At 65.1% G+C, this 19,556-nt stretch carries 15 protein-coding genes and 1 pseudogene; 13 read left to right on the plus strand and 3 right to left on the minus strand.

Going from position 1 to position 19,556, the window contains the following annotated elements:
* Both malQ and treY read left to right on the plus strand, forming a co-directional pair.
* Entirely contained in the window at positions 1-2,079 is a 2,079-nt protein-coding gene (gene malQ / locus HB634_RS07570; RefSeq protein ID WP_213948151.1) for a 4-alpha-glucanotransferase, read from the plus strand.
* Entirely contained in the window at positions 2,076-4,688 is a 2,613-nt protein-coding gene (treY, locus tag HB634_RS07575) for a malto-oligosyltrehalose synthase (RefSeq protein ID WP_213948152.1), read from the plus strand. The genes malQ and treY overlap by 4 nt, the downstream gene beginning before the upstream one ends.
* A gap of 17 nt (positions 4,689-4,705) precedes the next feature.
* Here treY and HB634_RS07580 read toward each other — a convergent pair whose 3' ends face one another.
* Positions 4,706-4,966: an acyl-CoA-binding protein gene (locus HB634_RS07580; protein WP_213948153.1), complete on the minus strand. Its 261-nt coding sequence runs from the start codon at positions 4,964-4,966 to the stop codon at positions 4,706-4,708.
* A gap of 124 nt (positions 4,967-5,090) precedes the next feature.
* Here HB634_RS07580 and cmk point away from each other — a divergent pair, with 124 nt between their 5' ends.
* The 8 genes and pseudogenes from cmk (at position 5,091) to galU (ending at position 13,433) form a co-directional block, all read left to right on the plus strand.
* The gene (cmk, locus tag HB634_RS07585; protein WP_082878935.1) at positions 5,091-5,771 is read left to right on the plus strand and encodes a (d)CMP kinase; all 681 of its coding nucleotides are present in this window, start codon (positions 5,091-5,093) and stop codon (positions 5,769-5,771) included.
* 169 nt (positions 5,772-5,940) lie between these two features.
* Positions 5,941-7,614, plus strand: coding sequence for a 30S ribosomal protein S1 (rpsA, locus tag HB634_RS07590; protein WP_046966708.1), 1,674 nt, complete (start codon positions 5,941-5,943; stop codon positions 7,612-7,614).
* A 43-nt stretch (positions 7,615-7,657) separates the two neighbouring features.
* Positions 7,658-7,969, plus strand: a pseudogene (locus HB634_RS07595) (integration host factor subunit beta); the annotation flags it as partial.
* Positions 7,970-8,209: 240 nt separating this feature from the next.
* A complete protein-coding gene (locus tag HB634_RS07600; RefSeq protein ID WP_213948154.1) occupies positions 8,210-8,470 on the plus strand; it encodes a LapA family protein in 261 nt (86 codons plus the stop codon).
* Positions 8,467-9,639 (plus strand): lipopolysaccharide assembly protein LapB, encoded by a 1,173-nt coding sequence (lapB, locus tag HB634_RS07605; RefSeq protein WP_063571021.1) that lies wholly within the window; start codon positions 8,467-8,469, stop codon positions 9,637-9,639. The genes HB634_RS07600 and lapB overlap by 4 nt, the downstream gene beginning before the upstream one ends.
* On the plus strand, positions 9,636-10,673 hold the full coding sequence (locus HB634_RS07610; RefSeq protein ID WP_063571020.1) for a glycosyltransferase family 4 protein: 1,038 nt from the start codon (positions 9,636-9,638) through the stop codon (positions 10,671-10,673). Before lapB ends, HB634_RS07610 begins: the two co-directional genes overlap by 4 nt.
* A complete protein-coding gene (locus HB634_RS07615) occupies positions 10,660-12,561 on the plus strand; it encodes a nucleoside-diphosphate sugar epimerase/dehydratase (protein ID WP_046966713.1) in 1,902 nt (633 codons plus the stop codon). Before HB634_RS07610 ends, HB634_RS07615 begins: the two co-directional genes overlap by 14 nt.
* The gene (gene galU / locus HB634_RS07620) at positions 12,558-13,433 is read left to right on the plus strand and encodes a UTP--glucose-1-phosphate uridylyltransferase GalU (RefSeq protein WP_046966714.1); all 876 of its coding nucleotides are present in this window, start codon (positions 12,558-12,560) and stop codon (positions 13,431-13,433) included. The genes HB634_RS07615 and galU overlap by 4 nt, the downstream gene beginning before the upstream one ends.
* An 837-nt stretch (positions 13,434-14,270) precedes the next feature.
* Here the strand turns inward: galU and HB634_RS07625 are convergent.
* Positions 14,271-15,854 (minus strand): amidase, encoded by a 1,584-nt coding sequence (locus HB634_RS07625; RefSeq protein WP_213948155.1) that lies wholly within the window; start codon positions 15,852-15,854, stop codon positions 14,271-14,273.
* A gap of 133 nt (positions 15,855-15,987) precedes the next feature.
* Between HB634_RS07625 and HB634_RS07630 the strand changes: the two genes are divergently transcribed.
* Positions 15,988-16,698, plus strand: a complete 711-nt coding sequence (locus tag HB634_RS07630) for a c-type cytochrome (protein WP_063572089.1) — start codon at positions 15,988-15,990, stop codon at positions 16,696-16,698.
* Positions 16,695-17,915, plus strand: a complete 1,221-nt coding sequence (locus tag HB634_RS07635) for a cytochrome c (protein WP_213948156.1) — start codon at positions 16,695-16,697, stop codon at positions 17,913-17,915. The genes HB634_RS07630 and HB634_RS07635 overlap by 4 nt, the downstream gene beginning before the upstream one ends.
* Here the strand turns inward: HB634_RS07635 and HB634_RS07640 are convergent.
* Positions 17,891-18,409, minus strand: a complete 519-nt coding sequence (locus HB634_RS07640; protein WP_213948157.1) for a mismatch-specific DNA-glycosylase — start codon at positions 18,407-18,409, stop codon at positions 17,891-17,893. The genes HB634_RS07635 and HB634_RS07640 overlap by 25 nt on opposite strands.
* Before the next feature lie 71 nt (positions 18,410-18,480).
* Here HB634_RS07640 and HB634_RS07645 point away from each other — a divergent pair.
* Positions 18,481-19,556, plus strand: a 1,076-nt coding sequence (locus HB634_RS07645) for a mechanosensitive ion channel domain-containing protein (RefSeq protein ID WP_213948158.1), incomplete at its 3' end; no start/stop codon positions are given.

Below are 19,556 nucleotides of genomic sequence, written 5' to 3' on the forward strand. Positions count from 1 at the left end.
GTGAACGCCCCCCTCGACGATCGTCTCGCCCTGCTAGCGGAACAGGCCGGCGTAGACGTGTATTGGCGCGACGCGCTGGATCGTCCGCAGTCCACGCCGGCCGACACGTTGCGCGCCGTCCTGCGCGCCCTGGATCTTCCGGCGGATAACGCCGACGACATCGAGGCGAGCCTGCAGCGCATCGAACAGGAGCGTACGGGCCGGCAACCCCCGCGCCTGGTGACCGCTGAAGCTGGCGACCGCTTTGCCTTGCCTGTCGCTCCCCGCGGACGCGTGTGGAAGCTGCTCGCCGACGACGGTAGCCTCGTCAGCGAAGGCCAGTTGCCTTCCGGCCACGGCCAGTTGGATGCGCCCTCTATTCCCGGTTATTACACGTTGTTCCTCGACGAAGACGAAGTCACGCTTGCCGTCGCGCCGCCGCGTACCTTCGGCATCGCCGACATCGCCGCGGCGCGTCGCCCGTGGGGTGTGGCCGTGCAGATGTCGAGCCTGCGTCGCCCGGGCGATGGCGGCATCGGTGATTTCACTGCGCTCGAGGCCTGTGCGAAGGCCGCGGCGGAGAAGGGCGCGGACGCACTGGCGATCAGTCCACTGCATGCATTGTTTGCCGCGGCGCCGGAGCGATACAGTCCCTATGCGCCGTCGAGTCGGTTGTTCCTCAATGGCCTCTACGTCGACCCGGTGCGAACCAGCGGCGAGCAAACCGTGCGTGCCGTGATCGACACGCACAACCTGCGCCAGGAACTTGCCGAACTGGAATGGTTGGACCTGATCGACTGGCCTCGCGCTGCGCGTGCCAGGATGACTATCCTGCGCTCGCTCTTCGAATCGGCCTCGGTCGACCTCGCCCATTCCGAACGCTTCGGTGCGTTCCGCCGCGCTCAGGGCGAGCCGCTGGAACGGCATGCCAGGTTCGAGGCCCTGCATGCCGACTTCAGTGCGCACGGTCGTCCCGGCGGCTGGCAGGGTTGGCCTGCGGCGTACCACGACCCTGCGAGTCGCGAGGTGGCCGCGTTTGCTCGCGAGCATTCGCGGGAGGTGGGTTTCCACGCATGGTTGCAATGGCTCGCTACTCAGGGACTCGAAGGCGCGCAGAAGGCAGCGCGCGATGCCGGCATGGCCATCGGTCTCGTCGCCGATCTTGCTGTCGGTGCCGACTCGGGCGGCAGTCATGCCTGGGCCCACCAGGCCGAGGTGCTCAAGGGGCTTTCCGTCGGCGCGCCGCCGGATGCACTCAATCGTCTGGGCCAGGACTGGGGGCTCACCACGTTTTCGCCGCGCGGCCTGCGCGATACCGGTTTCAAGGGTTTCATCGGCATGCTTCGTGCGGCACTCGCCCACGCCGGTGGCGTCCGTATCGATCATGTGCTCGGCCTGAAGCGCCTGTGGATGGTGCCCCATGGCGCCGGTGCCACCGAGGGTGCGTACGTGCGCTATCCGTTGACGGACATGCTGCGGCTCATCGCACTCGAATCGCACCTGCATCGCGCCATCGTGATCGGCGAGGACCTCGGTACGGTGCCGGCCGATTTCCGCCAGGCGATCGGCGACAAGGGCGTGCTCGGCATTCGCGTGCTCTGGTTCGAGCGCGCGGCGGATGGCGGCTTCGTCTCGCCGCTCGAATGGTCGGAGAAGGCCATGGCGACGACCAGCACGCACGATGTGCCCACCGTGGCCGGCTGGTGGAGTGGCCGCGACGTGGAGTGGCGGAAGAAGACCGGTCTCGACGATCCTGCGGTGGACGAGAACCTGCAGCGCGAGCGCGAGCGGGTGCTTCTGTGGCGTGCCATGTGCGCGTCGGGGTCGGCGTGGAATGAAGATGCGCCGCCGGGGCTGGACGACATCTCCCCCGTGGTCGTGGCAGCGGCGAAACACGTGGCGCAAGCGCCCGCGCCGCTGGTGATCTATCCGGTGGAGGACATCCTCGGACTGCACGAGCAGCCGAACCTTCCGGGCCCGACCGACGCAATCCATCCGAACTGGCGGCGCCGTATGCCTGACTCGTCTTCGCGCCTTTTCGACGGGCCGATCGCTCACGCCGTTTGCGATGTGATCGACAAGACGCGGAACCGCACATGAGTCCACCGCGTGCCTTGGCGCGCCTGCAGTTCCATGCGGGCTTCACGCTGGACGACGCCGTTCCGGTGGTGGGCTATTACGCCAGCCTCGGCGTCAGTCACTTGTACGCGTCGCCGATCCTGCGCGCACGCGCGGGCTCCACGCACGGCTACGATGTGGTGGACTGCCACGAAGTGAATCCCGAGCTCGGCGGTGAAGACGCGCTGCGGCGCCTCGTCGCGGCCCTGCGTGAGCATGGCATGAGCCTGGTGGTCGACATCGTGCCCAATCACATGGGCGTAGGCACGCAGAATGCCTGGTGGATGGACGTGCTGCGTCACGGACGCGAGAGCCGCTACGCGAACTATTTCGACATCGACTGGCAGGCACCGGATCCCCTTTTGCGCAGTCGCGTCCTCTTGCCGATCCTCGGCGCCGGCTACGACGAGACCCTGCGCAACGGGCATCTGCATATCGCCCGGCGCAAGGAAGAGTGGGTGCTTCGTCTCTACGACGATGACCTGCCGCTGTCACCGGCGTCAGTTGCCGGGCTCGGTGACGACGCCATCGCCAGGCATGACCCGGAAAGCGACGACGGCCGGGCGGCGCTGCATGCGCTGATCGAACGTCAGCACTACCGTCTCGCGTTCTGGAAACTGGCCAGTGACATGGTCAACTATCGGCGCTTCTTCGACATCAACGAGCTGGCTGGCTTGCGCATCGAGCGTACGGCCGTCTTTGAGGATACGCACAAGACGATTTTTCGGCTGTATGCGGAAGGCCTCATCGACGGCCTGCGTTGCGATCATGTCGACGGTCTTGCCGACCCTCGTCGCTATTGCCGGCAGTTGCGGCATCGGCTCGACAAGTTGCGCCTGCAGCGTCCGCCGGGTGCGCCGCGCGACGGCGCCTACCTGGTGGTCGAAAAAATTCTCGCCGAAGACGAATCGCTACGCCTGGACTGGCGCACCGATGGCACCACGGGCTACGAATTCATGGACCAGGTGTCCGCCGTGCTGCACGACGGCGCGGGTGAGGCGCCGCTGACCGAACTCTGGCGCCATCTCACCGGTGAGTCCGCCGACTTCGCCACGCAGGCGGTGCGTGCTCGCCGACAGATCCTCGTCGACAGTTTCGAAGCCGAGCTGGACCGGACGGCACGCGCCCTTTTTGCCTCGGCACGCGCCGATGTCGCGACGCGCGATGTCTCCCTGGCCGCCATCCGGCGCGTACTCATCGAGCTGCTCGTGCATTTTCCCGTGTACCGGACCTACGCGGGCGGCGCGGGACGCGATGCCTACGATGAAGCGATCTTCGCGCGGGCTGTCGAAGGTGCGCTGCGCACGATTCGCGTGGAAGACACCGAACTGCTGCACCTTGTCGCCCTTTGGCTCGGTGGCGTGGCGCCGCGTAGCCTGCCGCCGGGGCCCGTGCGACGGGCACGCGAGCGGGCGATAGCGATCTTCCAGCAAGCGACGTCGCCGGTAGCCGCCAAGGCCGTGGAGGACACCGCGGGCTATCGTTATGGACGTCTGCTTTCGCGCAACGAGGTCGGGGTCGACGCGGCGCAACTGTCGATGACACCCGAGGCGTTCCACGCCCGTTGCGTGGATCGCGCCGCCACCTTGCCGCACAACCTGCTGGCCACGGCGACGCACGATCATAAGCGCGGCGAAGACCTGCGCGCCCGGCTCGCCGTGCTGTCCGAAGTCGCCGAGCGCTGGGTGATCACGGTGGAGCGCTGGCGCATCCGTCACGCCGATCTTCGTCGGCGCGCCGACGGACGCATGGCGCCCTCGGCCGGCGACGAGCTGATGCTTTACCAGATGCTCGTCGGTGCATGGCCCCTGCACCTGGCCCCGGACGATGTCGACGGCCTCGAGTTGTTCGCCACGCGCATCGCCGCCTGGCAGCGTAAGGCGCTGCGCGAAGCCAAGCGCTGGACGCGCTGGACCTCGCCGAACGAACCTTATGAGGACGCCTGCGAGGATTTCCTTCGGGCGGTGCTGTCGGGGGATGCGGCCGCCGAACTGGCTGCCTTCGCCGAGTACATCGCGACCCCGGGTGCGGCCAATGGCCTTACCCAGACCGTGTTGCGCCTGACCACTCCCGGGGTGCCCGATATTTACCAGGGCACCGACTATTGGGACTTCAGCCTGGTCGACCCGGATAACCGGCGGCCGGTGGATTTTCCCGCGCGAGCGGCTTCACTAAAGCGTGCCGCGGCGCCACGGGACGCCTTGGCGCACTGGCGGGACGGCACGATCAAGCAGGCTGTCATCGCCCGGCTGCTCTGGGCCAGGCGTGAGCATCCGGAACTGTTCGCTCGCGGCAGCTACCGGCCCCTCGAGGTCGATGGACCGGCCGCCGGGCACGTACTGGCTTTCGTCCGCGAGCATCGGGGGCAGCGCATCGTGGTCGCGGCGGCCCGGCATACCGCACCGTGGCTGGCCGGCACCTCCGCGCCGGCCATTCCCGCCGGGCATTGGGCCGGTACGACCGTCGTCCTGCCCGATGGGCGGTGGACCGGCTTGATGGTGGAAGGGGACATGCAGGGAGGGGCGGTGGACGCGGCAGCCTTGTTTGGTGACATGCCGGTTGCCGCGTGGCTGTCGCACGGCGCCTCATAGGCGCCGCCGGACGGCCCTCAGCCTCCCAGGGAGCGCACCAGGCCGATGTACTGTTGCATCGCCGTTTCCTGGGGCGTGCCGGCCAGCTTCACCCATGCCTCGTACTTCGCCGTGCCGACGAAATCGAAGAATCCTGGCTTCTCGCCGTGGAAGTCACCCTCGGAGCCCTGCTTGTAAAGGGCGTAGATGCGCAACAGGGTGTCGTTGTCCGGTCGGTGGCCGAGGCGGGTTATATCCAGCGAAGCCTGCTCGAACTGGCTCTGGAGGTCGTCGGACATGGAGCTGGTAACCCGCGGGTGTGGAACGATGGGGGCTTGTAGCACGCGTTCGCGAAAGCTGTCCATGGGACCAATTCGCCTGCCATGACGAGATATCATGCGGGTTTCGCAAGAGAGCTATCCCATGCCCCATTCGGCTGTCGCCCCTGTCCTGACCATCGACGGCCCCTCGGGCTCCGGCAAGGGCACCATCAGCCGTCTGGTCGCCGAGAAGCTCGGCTGGCACCTGCTCGATTCCGGCGCGCTCTACCGGGCGGTGGGCTATGCGGCGGCCGAGGAGGGCATCGACCTTTCCGATGTCGACGCGGTCACGCGATGCGCCCAGACCGTCAAGATCCGCTTCCGGGCCAGTCCGGACCATAGTGAGACCCACATCCTGGTCAATGGCCACGACGCCACGGACGAGCTGCGTACGGAGACCGCCGGCGCCGCCGCGTCGGCCATCGCGGTGATCCCTTCCGTCCGCCAGGCCCTGGTGGACATGCAGTTGGGCTTTCGCAAGGGTCCTGGCCTGGTGGCCGACGGTCGCGATATGGGGACGGTGATTTTCCCCGATGCCGCCCACAAGGTATTCCTGACCGCCAGTGCCTCCGAGCGTGCGAAAAGACGCTATAAGCAGTTGAAGGATAAGGGTCTGAGCGTTACACTTGCAGGCCTCCAGCGAGAAATCGAGGCGCGCGACGAGCGGGATGCGTCGCGCCCCGTTGCCCCGTTGAAGCCCGCCGAAGGCGCCGTGGTGATCGATACCACCGGCATGCCGATCGAGGTGGTGGTGGCAAAAGTATTCGCCGTGGTGCGTCCGTAAGGCGCATCCGGCACAACGCTCGCGCAGTGTGCGCGGGTTCTTGGCAACGGCACGGGGCGGTCCCATCTGGGATTGCTCGATGTGCCCACAACCGGTGGGTCCCCTGTCCGCACGCGTTAAAGAATGTACGCAGGCGCCGGGTACGACCTTTCATAACCCTGGAATCAACATGACTGAAAGTTTTGCCGAACTGTTTGAACAGAGCCAGCAGGCTATTTCCAAGCTGAAGCCCGGCTCCATCGTCACCGGTATCGTTGTGGAAATCCGCAACGACGTGGTGGTGATCAACGCCGGCCTGAAGAGCGAAGGCATCGTCCCGATCGAGCAGTTCCGGGATGAAGCAGGCGTACTGGAAGTGGAAGTGGGCGACGAGGTCAAGGTCGCGCTCGACGCGCTCGAAGACGGCTTCGGCGAGACCAAGCTCTCCCGTGAGAAGGCCAAGCGTTCGATGGTGTGGGACGACCTCGAGCAGGCGTTCGACAAGGAAGAGACCATCACCGGCAAGATCTCCGGCAAGGTCAAGGGCGGCTTCACGGTCGACATCAAGGACGTCCGCGCATTCCTGCCGGGCTCCCTGGTCGACGTGCGTCCGGTCCGTGACCCGGTTTACCTCGAAGGCAAAGACCTCGAGTTCAAGATCATCAAGCTTGATCGCAAGCGCAACAACGTCGTCGTCAGCCGCCGCGCGGTTGTCGAGACCGAGTTCTCGGAAGAGCGCGAGAAGCTGCTCGAGCGCCTGACGGAAGGTGCGGTCGTGAAGGGTGTCGTCAAGAACCTGACCGATTACGGCGCATTCGTCGACCTCGGCGGCATCGATGGCCTGCTGCACATCACCGACATGGCGTGGAAGCGCGTGCGTCACCCGTCCGAAGTCGTGAACGTTGGCGACGAGCTGGACGTTCGCGTGCTGAAGTACGACCGCGAGCGCAACCGCGTTTCGCTCGGCCTCAAGCAGCTCGGCGACGACCCGTGGGTCGCTATCGCCCGCCGCTATCCGGTCGGCAGCCGTCTGTTCGGCAAGGTCTCCAACGTTACCGATTACGGTTGCTTCGTTGAGATCGAGCCGGGCGTCGAAGGCCTCGTGCACGTTTCGGAAATGGATTGGACCAACAAGAACGTCAACCCGGCCAAGGTCGTACAGGTCGGTGACGAGACGGAAGTCATGGTCCTCGACGTGGATGAAGAGCGTCGTCGTATCTCCCTCGGTATCAAGCAGACCCGCTCGAACCCGTGGGAAGCGTTTGCCGCCATGCACAAGAAGGGCGACAAGGTTTCCGGTCAGATCAAGTCGATCACCGATTTCGGTATCTTCATCGGTCTGGACGGCGGCATCGATGGTCTCGTCCACCTGTCCGACATCTCCTGGCAGGCCTCGGGTGAAGACCTCGTCCGCAACTTCAAGAAGGGCGACGAAGTTGAAGCCGTGGTTCTCGCGGTCGATCCGGAGCGTGAGCGCATCTCCCTCGGCATCAAGCAGATGGAGCAGGATCCGTTCGGTCAGTTCATGGCCTCGAATCCGCGCGGCACGATCCTCAACGGTACCGTCCGCGAAGTCGACGCCAAGGGTGCGGTGATCGATCTCGGCGAAGGTGTCGAGGGTTACATCCGTGCGAACGACATCGCCAAGGAACGCGTCGACGACGCCACGCAGTACCTGAAGGTTGGCGACGCCGTCGAGGCGAAGTTCACCGGCATGGACCGCAAGGGCCGTCAGCTGCAGCTTTCCATCCGCGCCAAGGACGAGGAAGACGTGGCCGATGCCATGGCTGACTACGCTTCGGCCGCTGGTGGCACGACCAAGCTCGGTGCGCTCCTCAAAGAGCAGATGAACAAGGCCGACTAACCGTCGGGCGGGGGGCGGTTCGCCGCCCCCCGCTTCAGCTAAAAACAGGGGACCCATGACAAAGTCGGAATTGATCGAGGCGCTGGCGCGGCGCCAGACCCACCTTGCCTTTAGCGATGTGGAACTAGCCGTCAAGAGCGTGCTCGAACAGATGAGCCAGGCCCTTTCCACGGGTGAGCGCATCGAGATTCGTGGGTTCGGAAGCTTTGCGCTGCACTTCCGTCCACCGCGCATGGGGCGCAACCCCAAGACCGGTGAGGCGGTTGCCCTTCCGGGCAAGCACGTACCGCATTTCAAACCTGGCAAGGAACTACGCGAACGCGTAAACCTGGCCGAGGAAGACGCCGCGCTTTGACGCGGCGTTTTTTTTGCTGACGAGCCCGGCTTACGCCGGGCTTTTTTCTATTGTGGGAGCCGCTTCATCGGCGACCCCGCAGCAGCGGGCACGCTCGACGCAACCTTCAGTCGCGCGGCGAGCACCTATCGCCGATGAATCGGCTCCTACATAGAGCACATCCCAAGGGGGTCGGCGAACCTGTACAGATCGCCAACCGCGGCGCACCATCGTGTTCAGGATTCGGGTACAGTCGCGGCTATGCGCCTCATTACCATCCTCTTTCTTCTGTTGTTCGTCGCCGCCGGTATCGTCTTCGGCGCGCTGAATGCCGATCTCGTGCCGTTCGACCTCGGCTTTGCCCGACTGTCCCTGCCCAAGGGCGGAGCGATGCTCGCGGCGGTCCTGGTGGGTTGGGTCCTCGGCGGCATCACCGCCTGGCTCGGCACCTCCTTCGCACAGCGGCGCAAACGCCGTGGCGAACGCAGCGATCGCAAGGTAGCCAACGCGACGACCGCATGAATCCGATCTGGTTGCTGGCGCTCGTTCCCCCGCTGGCCTTTGCCTGCGGTTGGTGGTTGGCTCGCCGTACGCACGCGCGGCGTTCGGGCGAACAAGTCAACGCACTCTCATCCGACTACTTCCGTGGCCTGAACTACCTTCTCAACGAGGAGCAGGACAAGGCGCTGGAGGTGTTCCTGCGTCTGGCTGAGTACAACCGCGATACCGTCGAGACCCACCTCGCGCTGGGTAATCTCTTCCGCAAGCGAGGCGAAGTGGACCGCGCCATTCGCCTGCACCAGCACCTGGTCTCGCGCCAGGGCCTGTCCGACGAAATGAAGACGGTCGCCTTGCTCGAGCTGGGCGAAGACTACATGCGCGCCGGTCTGCTGGATCGCGCGGAGACGCTCTTTTCCGACCTCGTGGCCATGGATGCACTGGCGCCTTCTGCCCTGCGTCACCTGATTTCGATCTACCAGCACGAGCGCGAATGGCATAAGGCCATCGATCACGCACGACGCCTCGAAGCCATGACCAGCGAGGACGAGTCCGCGATGATCGCGCAGTTCTATTGCGAGCTGGCCGAGCAGTCGCGACAGCACGGCGCACGCACCGAGGCGCGCGATTACATACGCGAGGCGTTTGCCTGTCAGCAGGAATGCGTGCGCGCGCACATGATCGCGGGGCGCCTCTCGTTCGAAGACGACGACATGATGGCGGCGATCGAGTCGTACGAATCGGCTATTGCTGCCGACATCGCCTTCGTGCCGGAAATCCTCCCCCCGCTTTTGAACTGCTACGCGCGTTCCCAGCAGATGGACCGCGCCGAGACCTTCCTGCGCGAGATCATGGAGCGCTATCACGGCATCTCCCCCGTGCTGGCACTGACCCGGCTCTACGAGGGCAGGGACGGCGAGCGGACGGCCATCGACTTCCTCACCGGTCAGCTGCGTAAGCGCCCGTCGGTGCGCGGACTGATGGCGCTGATCGACGCCACGATGGACAAGGTGTCGGGTGAGGCCCGCGAGAATTACCTGATCCTGCGCGACCTGACCCGCAAGCTGCTCGAAGGGCAGGCCATGTATCGCTGCAGCCGCTGCGGCTTCGGTGCCAAGGCCCACCACTGGCAGTGCCCAAGCTGCAAGAACTGGGGCACCGTGCGGCCAATCCATGGCGTCGCCAACGAATGACGCCCGAGCTCGCGAGTCCCTCGTTCCTGATCGTCGGCGGCGCCGTACTGTCTTTCATTGTTTCCGTTGCCAGCGTGCGCATGGCCATTGCTTACGCGGAGCGACGGGGGATGCTGGACGCTCCGGGGCGACGTCGTTCGCACAGCATGCCGACGCCTCGCGGCGGTGGCATCGGTATCGTGCTGGGTGCGCTGGTGGGTATGCCTTCTGCGCTGCTGCTTCTTCCAGTCTCACCAGGAGCTGCGACGACGGCTGCCTTCAGTCTCGCAGTCATGGCGGTGGCTGCCATCGGCTGGCTGGACGACCACGGTTCGCTGCCGATCCGGCCCCGACTGGTGATCCAGCTCGCCGCGACGCTCCTGCTATGCGTCGCGGTGGCCTCGGGCACCTCGAGCCTGCTATGGGCGATCCCGCTGCTGGTCGCCGGGGTCTGGTGCATCAATCTGCACAATTTCATGGATGGGATCGACGGCCTGGCGGCACAACAAGCCATGTTCTTCGGTGCCGGCTACGCCGCCCTGGCGTGGTCTGCAGGTAGCCAGGCCCTCGCCGGTGCAGGGCTGGCGCTCGCCGCGGCAGCCACCGGCTTCTGGTGGTTCAATCGCTCGCCGGCCCGGATCTTCATGGGTGACGTCGGGAGTGCCACCCTTGGCCTGATCGTATTCGCGCTTTCGGCGATGGCGTGGGCCTATCGTACGAACTTGCTGTGGCCAGCACTGATTTTCTCGTCAGCCTTCGTCGTCGACGCGACCTTGACGTTGCTCGTGCGAATGCTGCGCGGTGCGCGCTGGTACACTCCGCACCGCGAGCATCTATACCAATGGCTCGTGAGGCGGGGTGCAACGCACCGAAGGGTAGCCCTGGGCTACTTCGCATGGAACGTGCTCGTCTGCGTTCCTGTCGCATGGATCGCGTTCCGCTGGCCGGCGGCTGCGCCCGTGTGTTTCGGGGCAACCTACCTGCTAGGGGCAGCAGTCTGGCGTACTGGCAAGCATCATTGCTTGCGTCGAAGGGAGCGACATGTTTCTGCGTAAGTTCATAGGCATCATCCATCCACGTACGGCGGTCGTCGCGCACGACCTCGCCATGGCGGCTCTCGCGTGGTGGATAGCCAAGACGCTCCGCTATGCGCTCATGCCGGACCTCGCGCCGGTGACTTACCTGCCGATGGAATTCCCGATCGTCCTGTTGGTCCAGGGCGCCGTGTTCAACTGGACCGGTCTCTACAAGGGCGTGTGGCGCTTCGCCAGTCTTCCGGATCTCTGGAACATCATTCGCGCGACGGTTATCGGCGCGTTGATCATCGGCCTGGCCATGGTCATGTACGCGCGTCTGGATGGCGTCCCGCGATCGGTGCTGCTGGTCTACCCGGTGGTGCTGGTGGTGCTGCTCGGCCTGCCTCGCCTGAGCTACCGCTTCTGGAAAGACAGCCGCATCGACCTGTTTCAGTCGGCGCCTACCAAACGGGTATTGATCGTCGGCGCGGATCGCGCCGGCGAAGCGCTATCGCGCGACCTCCGTCGCGACAGCCGCTACAGCGTCATCGGTTTCGTGGACGACAACATGGCCCTGCGTGGTGCGCAGATCGGTGGCATCCCTGTGCTCGGTACGGTGGACCAGCTCGCCGAGCTGTCCAAGGCCGTGGCCGTGCAGATGCTCCTTATCGCCGTGCCCGGTGCTACCACGGCGCAGATGCGTCGTATCGTGGCCTTCTGCGAGAGCACGGGCCTGCCGTTCCGCACCGTGCCGCGCCTGGAAGATGTCGTTGCCGGGCGCGCCCAGTTCAACGAGATCAAGGAAGTGGCTATCGAGGATCTCCTCGGCCGCGACGCCGTGGAACTCGACTGGACAGCGATCCGCGAGAACATCAGCGGTCGCCGCGTGCTCGTCACCGGTGGCGGCGGTTCGATCGGTTCGGAGCTTTGCCGTCAGGTCGCGCGTCTGGGCGCCAGTTCGCTGACCGTCGTTGAGATGTCCGAGTACAACCTGTACCGCATCGGCCAGGAGCTGACCTCGGCCTATCCCGAGCTGATCTTCAACGGCGTACTCGCGGATGCGCGCGAAACGGTCGCGATCAACCGCCTGTTCGAAGAAACGCAGCCGCAGATCGTCTTCCATGCGTCCGCCTACAAGCACGTGCCGATGCTCCAGGGTCAGTTGCGCGAAGCGTTCCGCAACAACGTCATGGGCACGCGCGTGGTCGCCAATGCAGCCGTGCGCTGCGGCGTCGAATCCTTCGTGCTGATTTCCACCGACAAGGCCGTGAATCCGACCTCGGTCATGGGTGCGTGCAAGCGCATGGCGGAAATCTGGTGCCAGAACCTTGCCGCCCACACGCCTACACGTTTCATCACCGTTCGTTTCGGTAATGTGCTCGACTCCGCCGGTTCGGTGGTCCCGCTGTTCCGCCGGCAGATTCGCCAGGGCGGTCCACTGACGATCACCCATCCGGAGATTTCGCGTTACTTCATGACCATTCCCGAAGCCTGCCAGTTGATTCTGCAGGCAGCGAGCCTGGGCAAGGGGGGCGAGATCTTCGCGCTCGACATGGGCGATCCGGTCAAGATCCGCGACCTCGCCGAGCAGATGATCCGTCTTGCCGGCAAGCGTCCGGGCTCCGACATCCAGATCGTCTATACCGGCCTGCGCTCGGGCGAGAAGCTGTTCGAGGAACTGTTCCACCCGTTGGAAAATTACACGAGCACCACCCACGCCAAGATCTTCCAGGCGCAGCATCGTCAGGTATCGTGGGAGATGCTGCAGACCCAGCTGGCTCGCGCCGAAGAGGCCGCGGCCACGTTCGATGAAGAGACCCTGCGTCGCTGCGTGTCGCAACTGCTGCCTTCGTTCCGCTGGAGCGACGCGCAGGCCGACAACGTCGTGCCGCTTCGCCGAAACGAAAACGGAGACATCGCATCATGACCCAACCCCTGCGCAAGGTCGTATTTCCTGTTGCTGGCCTCGGTACGCGCTTTCTCCCGGCGACCAAGGTGGTAGCGAAGGAAATGCTGCCCGTGCTCGACCGTCCGCTCATCCAGTACGCCGTGGACGAAGCCGTCGACGCGGGTGCCGACACGCTGGTGTTCGTCACCAACCGCTACAAGCACGCCATCGCCGATTACTTCGACAAGGCCTACGAGCTGGAAGAGAAGCTGGCGGAAAAGAACAAGGAAGAGCTGCTTTCGATCCTGCGTGGCATCCTTCCGCGCCACGTGCGTTGCGTCTTCGTCACCCAGCCGGAGGCCCTCGGCCTCGGCGACGCCGTTCTGCGTGCTGCGCCGGTGATTGGCGACGAGCGCTTCGGCGTCATGCTTCCGGACGATCTAATCTGGAACAAGGGCAAGGGTGCACTGCGCCAGATGGCCGAAGTGGCGGACAAGTACGACGCTGGCGTCATCGCGGTGGAAGAAGTGCCGGAGAAGGACACCGACAAGTACGGCATCGTCGACGCTACCGAGCAGGTCGACGACCGCTCCACCGTGATCAAGCACATGGTCGAGAAGCCCAAGCCGGCCGATGCGCCGTCCACGCTTGCCGTGGTGGGTCGTTACGTCCTGCCGGGTAATATCTTCGAATACCTGCGCAACACGCGCGAAGGTGCCGGCGGCGAGATCCAGCTGACCGACGCCATCGAAGATCTGCTGAAGGCCAAGGGCAAGGTGCTTGCCTATCGTTTCGAAGGTACGCGCTTCGATTGCGGCAACAAGGCTGGCCTGGTCCGCGCCACCATGGCGATGGCCCTGGAAGATCCGAAGCTGGCGCCGATCGTCCGCGAGTTTGCCAACAAGGCGTAAATCGGCCGCGGTATCGCCAATGAATCGGCTTCTGTAGCAGTCACCAAGTATCGAAAAAGGGTCCGCATTGTGCGGGCCCTTTTTTATGGTTCATGGCGGAATGCCGGGGATTCGGTGGGCGCGTACGTGGCGGCTCAGAGCCTGACGTCGCGGCGCTGAGCCTTCGGTAACTAGACGTCGCGGCGCAGAGCCTTCGGTGCCCACCCTCGCTGCTCAGACAGGTCCTCCGCGTTCGACAAGGAAAGGCCGCTGCGCGGCCCGTGTACTTATTTGGCCTACGGCCGCTCCACTTGTGCGGAACTCGCCTCGAGGGTGGGCACCGAAGACTCTCCCGGACCTCGAGGTTCGCGTGGGTCGAGCCAACGCGCGCAGCATCGTCGGCGACACGGCGACACGGCGACACGGCGACACGCCGCAGCCGACACGCCGACACAGTCGCGAGGAAGGTGTTCGGCAACCGGGTATCAGCAACCGCTTCCGCATCGCCTTGGTGTGCCGACAGCGGTCGGGGCGACGAGGCACCACGCCAACGGCTCTCCCCCCAACTCCACCGCATCGTCGTGAGAGACCTTGGTGTCCACCCTCGAGGCGAGTTCCGCACAAGTGGAGCGGCCGTAGGCCAAATAGGTACATGGGCCGCGTCAGCGGCCTTTCCTTGTCGAACGCGGAGGACCTGTCTGAGCAGCGAGGGTGGACACCAAGGTCTCCCCGCGAGACGCTCAAGTGTAAAGAGCGATGGCGCAAGCCGAGCCTGCGAGGCCGAAGGCGAGCCCTGCGCAAGGTGCCCGGCCTGAAGCCGAGCGCCCCAGCCCCGGGTAATCCGCGAAGAACCGTTTATCAGCGAACCGGCAGTATCGGCAGGAACTTCGGCCGTCTGTACGCGTTGGCTTTTTGCTCGACACCATACGCGATCGCGATGAGCGTAGGTTCGCTCCACTTCGCACTAAAGAACACTACCCCGACGGGTAGCTCGTGTGCGAAATCGACGGGCAGGGTGATCGACGGGTAGCCGGCGATCGCCGCGGGCGCCGAGACGCCGCCGACGGTTGGGTCGCCGCTGACGACGTGATCGCCCAGGACCAGGTCGTTGACGAACGCCGGTCCCCAGCTCGGGGCGAGCAGGGCGTCGAGGTGATCCTTCGCCAGCGCCGCGTCGATGCCTTCGGGCCCGGCGAGACGCTGGTTGCGGTCGCGGATCTCGATGTACGTCGGGTCGGTGAGATCGGCCTTCGCCTGTGCCTGGAGGAACAACTCCTGGCCAAACCACGGCATCTCCTTCGCGGCTTCCCGGTCGTTGAACGCGATGAGGTCGGCCAGCGTTTTCATCGGCTGGTCGGGGCGGCCGGCGAGGTAGGCGTTGATGTCGTGCTTGAACTCGTAAAGCAGCACATCGATCTCGTGCTCGCTGAGCTCCTTCAGATGCGGGATCTCGACGGGGTCGACGACGGTCGCGCCCTGCGCCTTGAGGATGGCGATGGTTTTTTCCAACGCGCGATCCGCGTTCGGCTCGATGCCACCCAGCTGCCGTACCACGCCGATGCGCTTGCCGCGTAGACCATTCGGGTCGAGGAACTTCGTGTAATCGGTGGCGTGCTTGTCAGCATCTTTCGTTGCCGGGTCGCGTGGATCGCTGCCGGCGATCGCGCTGAGGACCGTCGCGGCGTCGGCGACACTACGTGCCATCGGGCCGGCGGTGTCCTGGCTGTGCGAGATGGGAATGATGCCCGTGCGGCTGACCAGCCCGACCGTCGGTTTGATACCGACGAGGCCTGTCATCGAGGCGGGACAGATGATCGAGCCGTCGGTCTCGCTGCCGATCGCTACGGTGGCAAGGCCGGCGGCGACCGCCGACCCCGAGCCCGCGCTCGAGCCACAGGCATTGCGGTCGAGCACATAGGGATTGACCGTGAGGCCACCGCGTCCCGTCCAGCCACTGGTGGCGTGGTTGCTGCGCATGTTGGCCCACTCACTCAGGTTGGTCTTGCCGAGGATCACGGCACCCGCCTTGCGCAGCTTCGCTGCGACCGCCGAGTCGTGCGGCGCCGGCTTGCCCACCAGCGCGAGCGAGCCGGCCGTGGTCTGCATGCGGTCGCCCGTATCGATGTTGTCCTTGAGCAGGATGGGGATGCCGGCCAGCGGACCGTTCTTGCCCGCTTTGCGTGCAATGGCCAGGGCGTCCGGGTTGGTTTCCAGCACGGCATTCACCGTCGGCCCCGCCTTGTCGATCGTGGCGATCCGCGAGAGGAAGAGGGTGGTGAGGCCTTCGGGCGTCAGCGCACCCGTGGCATATGCCTGGCGAATCGTCGCAATGGACGCAAAGGCGTCGTCTTCGTTCGCGGCGCGTGCCTGCATGGCGCTCGCGGAAAAGGTGACGGTGAGGGCCAGTGTCAGTGCGGCCGGCCTGATCCATACATGCTGCATATGTCTTTTCCCCCTGGCGATGCGATGGCGACTGCGTGCAATCTACCGCATTGCCGTGCGTGGCTATACTGCACGGAAGTCATGCCCGCGCGACTCTTGCCGGGCTTGTCAACGAAACGCCAGGGAGCGCCACATGCGTCGTCTTTTCCGCCGGCTGGTCATTTCCGCCGCCGCGTTCTGCGCCATGCAGGCCATGGCCGCCGAGACGTCTCCGGTGCCCGACACGCTGGTCCAGCGCATCGCCGCCTGCACCAGCTGTCACGGTGAGCACGGGGAAGGTGGCAGCAACGGTTTCAACCCGCGCCTGGCCGGCAAGCCGGCGGGCTATCTGCATCGGCAGATGCAGGACTTCCAGCGCGGTCTGCGGCACTACCCGATCATGGAGTACACGGTCGGCCCGCTCACCGACGATTTCATGCGTGAGATCGCCGAGTACTTCTCCGCGCAGGATGTGCCGTACGCACTGCACGATGTGCCGGCGACGTCACCGGCAGCGATGGCGCGTGGCGAGCAACTGGCCACCAAGGGCGATTCCGCCCGTGCCATTCCGCCCTGCATGGCCTGTCACGGCCCGAACCTCACGGGCGTGCAGCCGGACATCCCCGGCCTCGTCGGCCTGCCCTACGACTACATCAGCGCCCAGCTGGGCTCCTGGCGCACGAATACGCGAAACACGGTGGCGCCGGACTGCATGAAGACCATCGTCAGTCGCCTTAGCGACGCCGACATCAGCGCGGTCTCGGCCTGGCTCGCCCAGCGTCCCGTACCGGAAAATGCACATGCGGAGCCCGAGGGCAGCCTCACGCCCCCACTGCGTTGCGGCGTATTGGGAGGGGGCACATGAAGCGTTTCCTACGTGTGTTCGCTGCGTTCGCGCTGGTCTGCACGGCATGGACCGCCAGCGCCGACGACCTCGTCGCGCGGGGTCACTACCTCACGCTTGCCGGCGACTGCGACTCCTGCCACACCGCACGCAACGGCCAGTCGTTCGCGGGCGGACACGTCGTCCCGACCCCGTTCGGTGCGGTCACGGCACCCAACCTCACACCCGATCGGGAAACAGGCCTGGGCGGCTGGACGGCCGACGACTTCTATCACGCCATGCACTCGGGCAAGGGGCACGACGGCACGTCGTTGTATCCCGCGTTTCCGTTTACGTCGTACACGAAGGTCACGCGCGCCGACACCGATGCGATCTTCGCGTACCTGAAGAGCCTTCCGCCGGTGAAGCTCGCGCACACGGAGCCGGCCTTGCGCTGGCCGTACAGCATGCGTTCGTTGATGGGATCCTGGCGGTTGCTGTACTTCGACGAGGGCGAGTACCAGCCCGATCCGAAACAATCGGCGTCGTGGAATCGCGGCGCGTACCTCGTGCAGGGGCTCGGGCACTGCAACGAGTGTCACGCCCCGCGCAACACGTTTGGCGCCATGATCACCGATCCCTTCGTCGCCGGCGGCCTTGTACCCGTGCAGAACTGGTACGCGCCCGATCTGTCCATGGGTCCGAACGGCGGGCTGAGTGGCTGGACCGAGGCCGATGTCGTGGCGTTGCTCAAGACCGGACGCTCGCGGAAGGGCACGGCCTTCGGTCCGATGGCCGACGTGGTGATCCGCAGTACGCAGCATCTCAACGACAGTGACCTCGCCGCGATGGCCACGTACCTGAAATCGCTTCCCGAACGTGCACCGCCGCGCCAACACGAATCCGCCGCCGACGCCGCTGATCTCGCGAAGACGGGGCAGAAGGTCTACGCGGACCAGTGCGCGGGATGCCATGCGGCCGATGGGCGCGGGAAGGGTGATGCGTATCCGCCGCTGGACGGCAATTCGTCCGTCGTCGAGCCGACCGGGATCAACGCGATTCGTATCGTGTTGTCGGGTGGGTTCGCGCCGGGAACGGCTGGCAATCCGCGTCCTTATTCGATGCCGCCGTTTTCGCAGACCTTGTCGGACGACGATGCGGCGGCGGTCGTGACGTACATACGTCAGGCCTGGTCGAACAAGGCCGCGTCAGTGTCACCCAACGACGTACGCGCTTACCGCTCGATCCCGGGCGGCTGAGCGCGCACGACGTCGGCAAGCTCCTGCCAGATGCCGGTGTTCCACGAACGCCGCGCCTGGCCGGAAGGTGAGGGCAGGACGAACAGTTGCGTGCTGCCGAACGTCGTCGGTTGTAGTCCGCAGGCGACGGGCTTGCCGAGTGCCGACGCGCCGGCGTGCTTGCTGGTGAAGGCGAGTACGCGAGGTGAGAAGGTCTCGATCTTCGCGCGCAGGGCGGCGATGTCGAAGGCGTCCGACGGCAGCTCGCTGTCGTTGCCGTAATGGAACTTGGAGAGGTCCGTGAGGCCTAGGCCGAAGGCTGGCATCAAGGGGAACTCCGCCGGAGCGAGAAGCCGGGGCGTGAGTCCAATCGCGAAAACCGTCCGCCAGAACATGTTGCCCGGATGCGCGTAGTACGCGCGATCCTGCGCGGAACGTGTGCCGGCCGCCGTTCCGCAGAATACCAGCGACAGGCCGTGTTCAAGCACATCGGGCAGGACGAAAAGCTCGGTCATCGTGGGCACTTTACCTCGTTATTGCTGCGCCACAACATAACGTGGACATCCCGGCCGTTAGGCTGTGGACCATGAAACTTGCCGACTGGATGCCAGATTTCGCGCATCCGTGGACGCGTTTTGCGTTGATTATCGTTATCGCGCTGGCCGTCGCGGGTGTTCTTCGCCGTTTGGTGAAATTCTTGCTGCGTCGCTTCGCCGTCGGTCACCCGATGGGGGCCAGCATCATCGCCCGGGCGAATGCCCCTATGGAAGCCGTCGTGCCGTTGGCGATGCTGCTCATCGCCTTTCGCGCGTCGCCCGATGAGCCGGCACGCCTGATCGATGGCATCGAGCATGTCATCAGCCTGGGACTCATCGTTGCCTGCACATGGTTCATCGTCCGCTGTATCGGCGCACTCGATGCCACGGTGTCGCGCTTCAATCCGCTCGACCTGGAAGACAACCTCCGCGCGCGTCGTGTGCAGACGCAGGCGCGCGTGCTCAGCCGCACGGGCAGCGTCGTCGCCATCGTATTGGGCGCCGGTGTGGCCCTGATGACGTTTCCCGTCGTGCGCCAGTTCGGGGCCACGCTTCTGGCATCGGCGGGCGTTGCCGGGCTTGCGGTCGGCCTGGCAGCCAAGCCCGTGCTGGGCAACCTCATTGCAGGGCTGCAGATCGCGCTGACCCAGCCGATACGGCTCGACGATGTGGTGGTGGTCGAAGGCGAGTGGGGCAAGATCGAAGAGATCACCAGCACGTATGTCGTCATACGTATCTGGGACGAACGCCGCCTTGTCGTGCCGCTGCAGTACTTCATCGAGAATCCCTTCCAGAACTGGACACGCACCAGCTCGCAGGTGCTCGGCTCGGCCATGCTGTGGTTTGACTACGGCCTGCCGCTGGATCCGCTGCGTGGCGAGCTCGAGCGTCTTTGCAAGCAGGCGCCGGAATGGGATGGTCGCGTCTGCGTGCTGCAGGTGGTCGACACCAATGACAAGGCGATGCAGCTGCGGGCACTGGTCAGTTCGTCGAGTTCGAGCAAGTCGTGGGATTTGCGCTGCAAGGTGCGCGAAGGGCTCATCGCCTTTGTTCAGCGCGAGTACGAAGGCTTCCTGCCGAGACTGCGCGGCGAGCTGGGAAGCGAAGCGATACGTCGACCCGAACA

The sequence above is a fragment of the Luteibacter sp. dw_328 genome (genome assembly GCF_018449605.1).
GTDB lineage: Bacteria > Pseudomonadota > Gammaproteobacteria > Xanthomonadales > Rhodanobacteraceae > Luteibacter.

What these genes read in the sequence shown, in the direction of transcription:
- HB634_RS07635 (WP_213948156.1), top strand. Translation starts at nt 16,695, where the DNA reads ATGAAGCGTTTCCTACGTGTGTTCGCTGCGTTCGCGCTGGTCTGCACG.
- HB634_RS07610 (WP_063571020.1), top strand. Translation starts at nt 9,636, where the DNA reads ATGACGCCCGAGCTCGCGAGTCCCTCGTTCCTGATCGTCGGCGGCGCC.
- lapB (WP_063571021.1), top strand. Translation starts at nt 8,467, where the DNA reads ATGAATCCGATCTGGTTGCTGGCGCTCGTTCCCCCGCTGGCCTTTGCC.
- HB634_RS07615 (WP_046966713.1), top strand. Translation starts at nt 10,660, where the DNA reads ATGTTTCTGCGTAAGTTCATAGGCATCATCCATCCACGTACGGCGGTC.
- HB634_RS07580 (WP_213948153.1), bottom strand. Translation starts at nt 4,966, where the DNA reads ATGTCCGACGACCTCCAGAGCCAGTTCGAGCAGGCTTCGCTGGATATA.
- rpsA (WP_046966708.1), top strand. Translation starts at nt 5,941, where the DNA reads ATGACTGAAAGTTTTGCCGAACTGTTTGAACAGAGCCAGCAGGCTATT.
- HB634_RS07640 (WP_213948157.1), bottom strand. Translation starts at nt 18,409, where the DNA reads ATGACCGAGCTTTTCGTCCTGCCCGATGTGCTTGAACACGGCCTGTCG.
- treY (WP_213948152.1), top strand. Translation starts at nt 2,076, where the DNA reads ATGAGTCCACCGCGTGCCTTGGCGCGCCTGCAGTTCCATGCGGGCTTC.
- cmk (WP_082878935.1), top strand. Translation starts at nt 5,091, where the DNA reads ATGCCCCATTCGGCTGTCGCCCCTGTCCTGACCATCGACGGCCCCTCG.
- galU (WP_046966714.1), top strand. Translation starts at nt 12,558, where the DNA reads ATGACCCAACCCCTGCGCAAGGTCGTATTTCCTGTTGCTGGCCTCGGT.
- HB634_RS07625 (WP_213948155.1), bottom strand. Translation starts at nt 15,854, where the DNA reads ATGCAGCATGTATGGATCAGGCCGGCCGCACTGACACTGGCCCTCACC.
- HB634_RS07630 (WP_063572089.1), top strand. Translation starts at nt 15,988, where the DNA reads ATGCGTCGTCTTTTCCGCCGGCTGGTCATTTCCGCCGCCGCGTTCTGC.
- HB634_RS07600 (WP_213948154.1), top strand. Translation starts at nt 8,210, where the DNA reads ATGCGCCTCATTACCATCCTCTTTCTTCTGTTGTTCGTCGCCGCCGGT.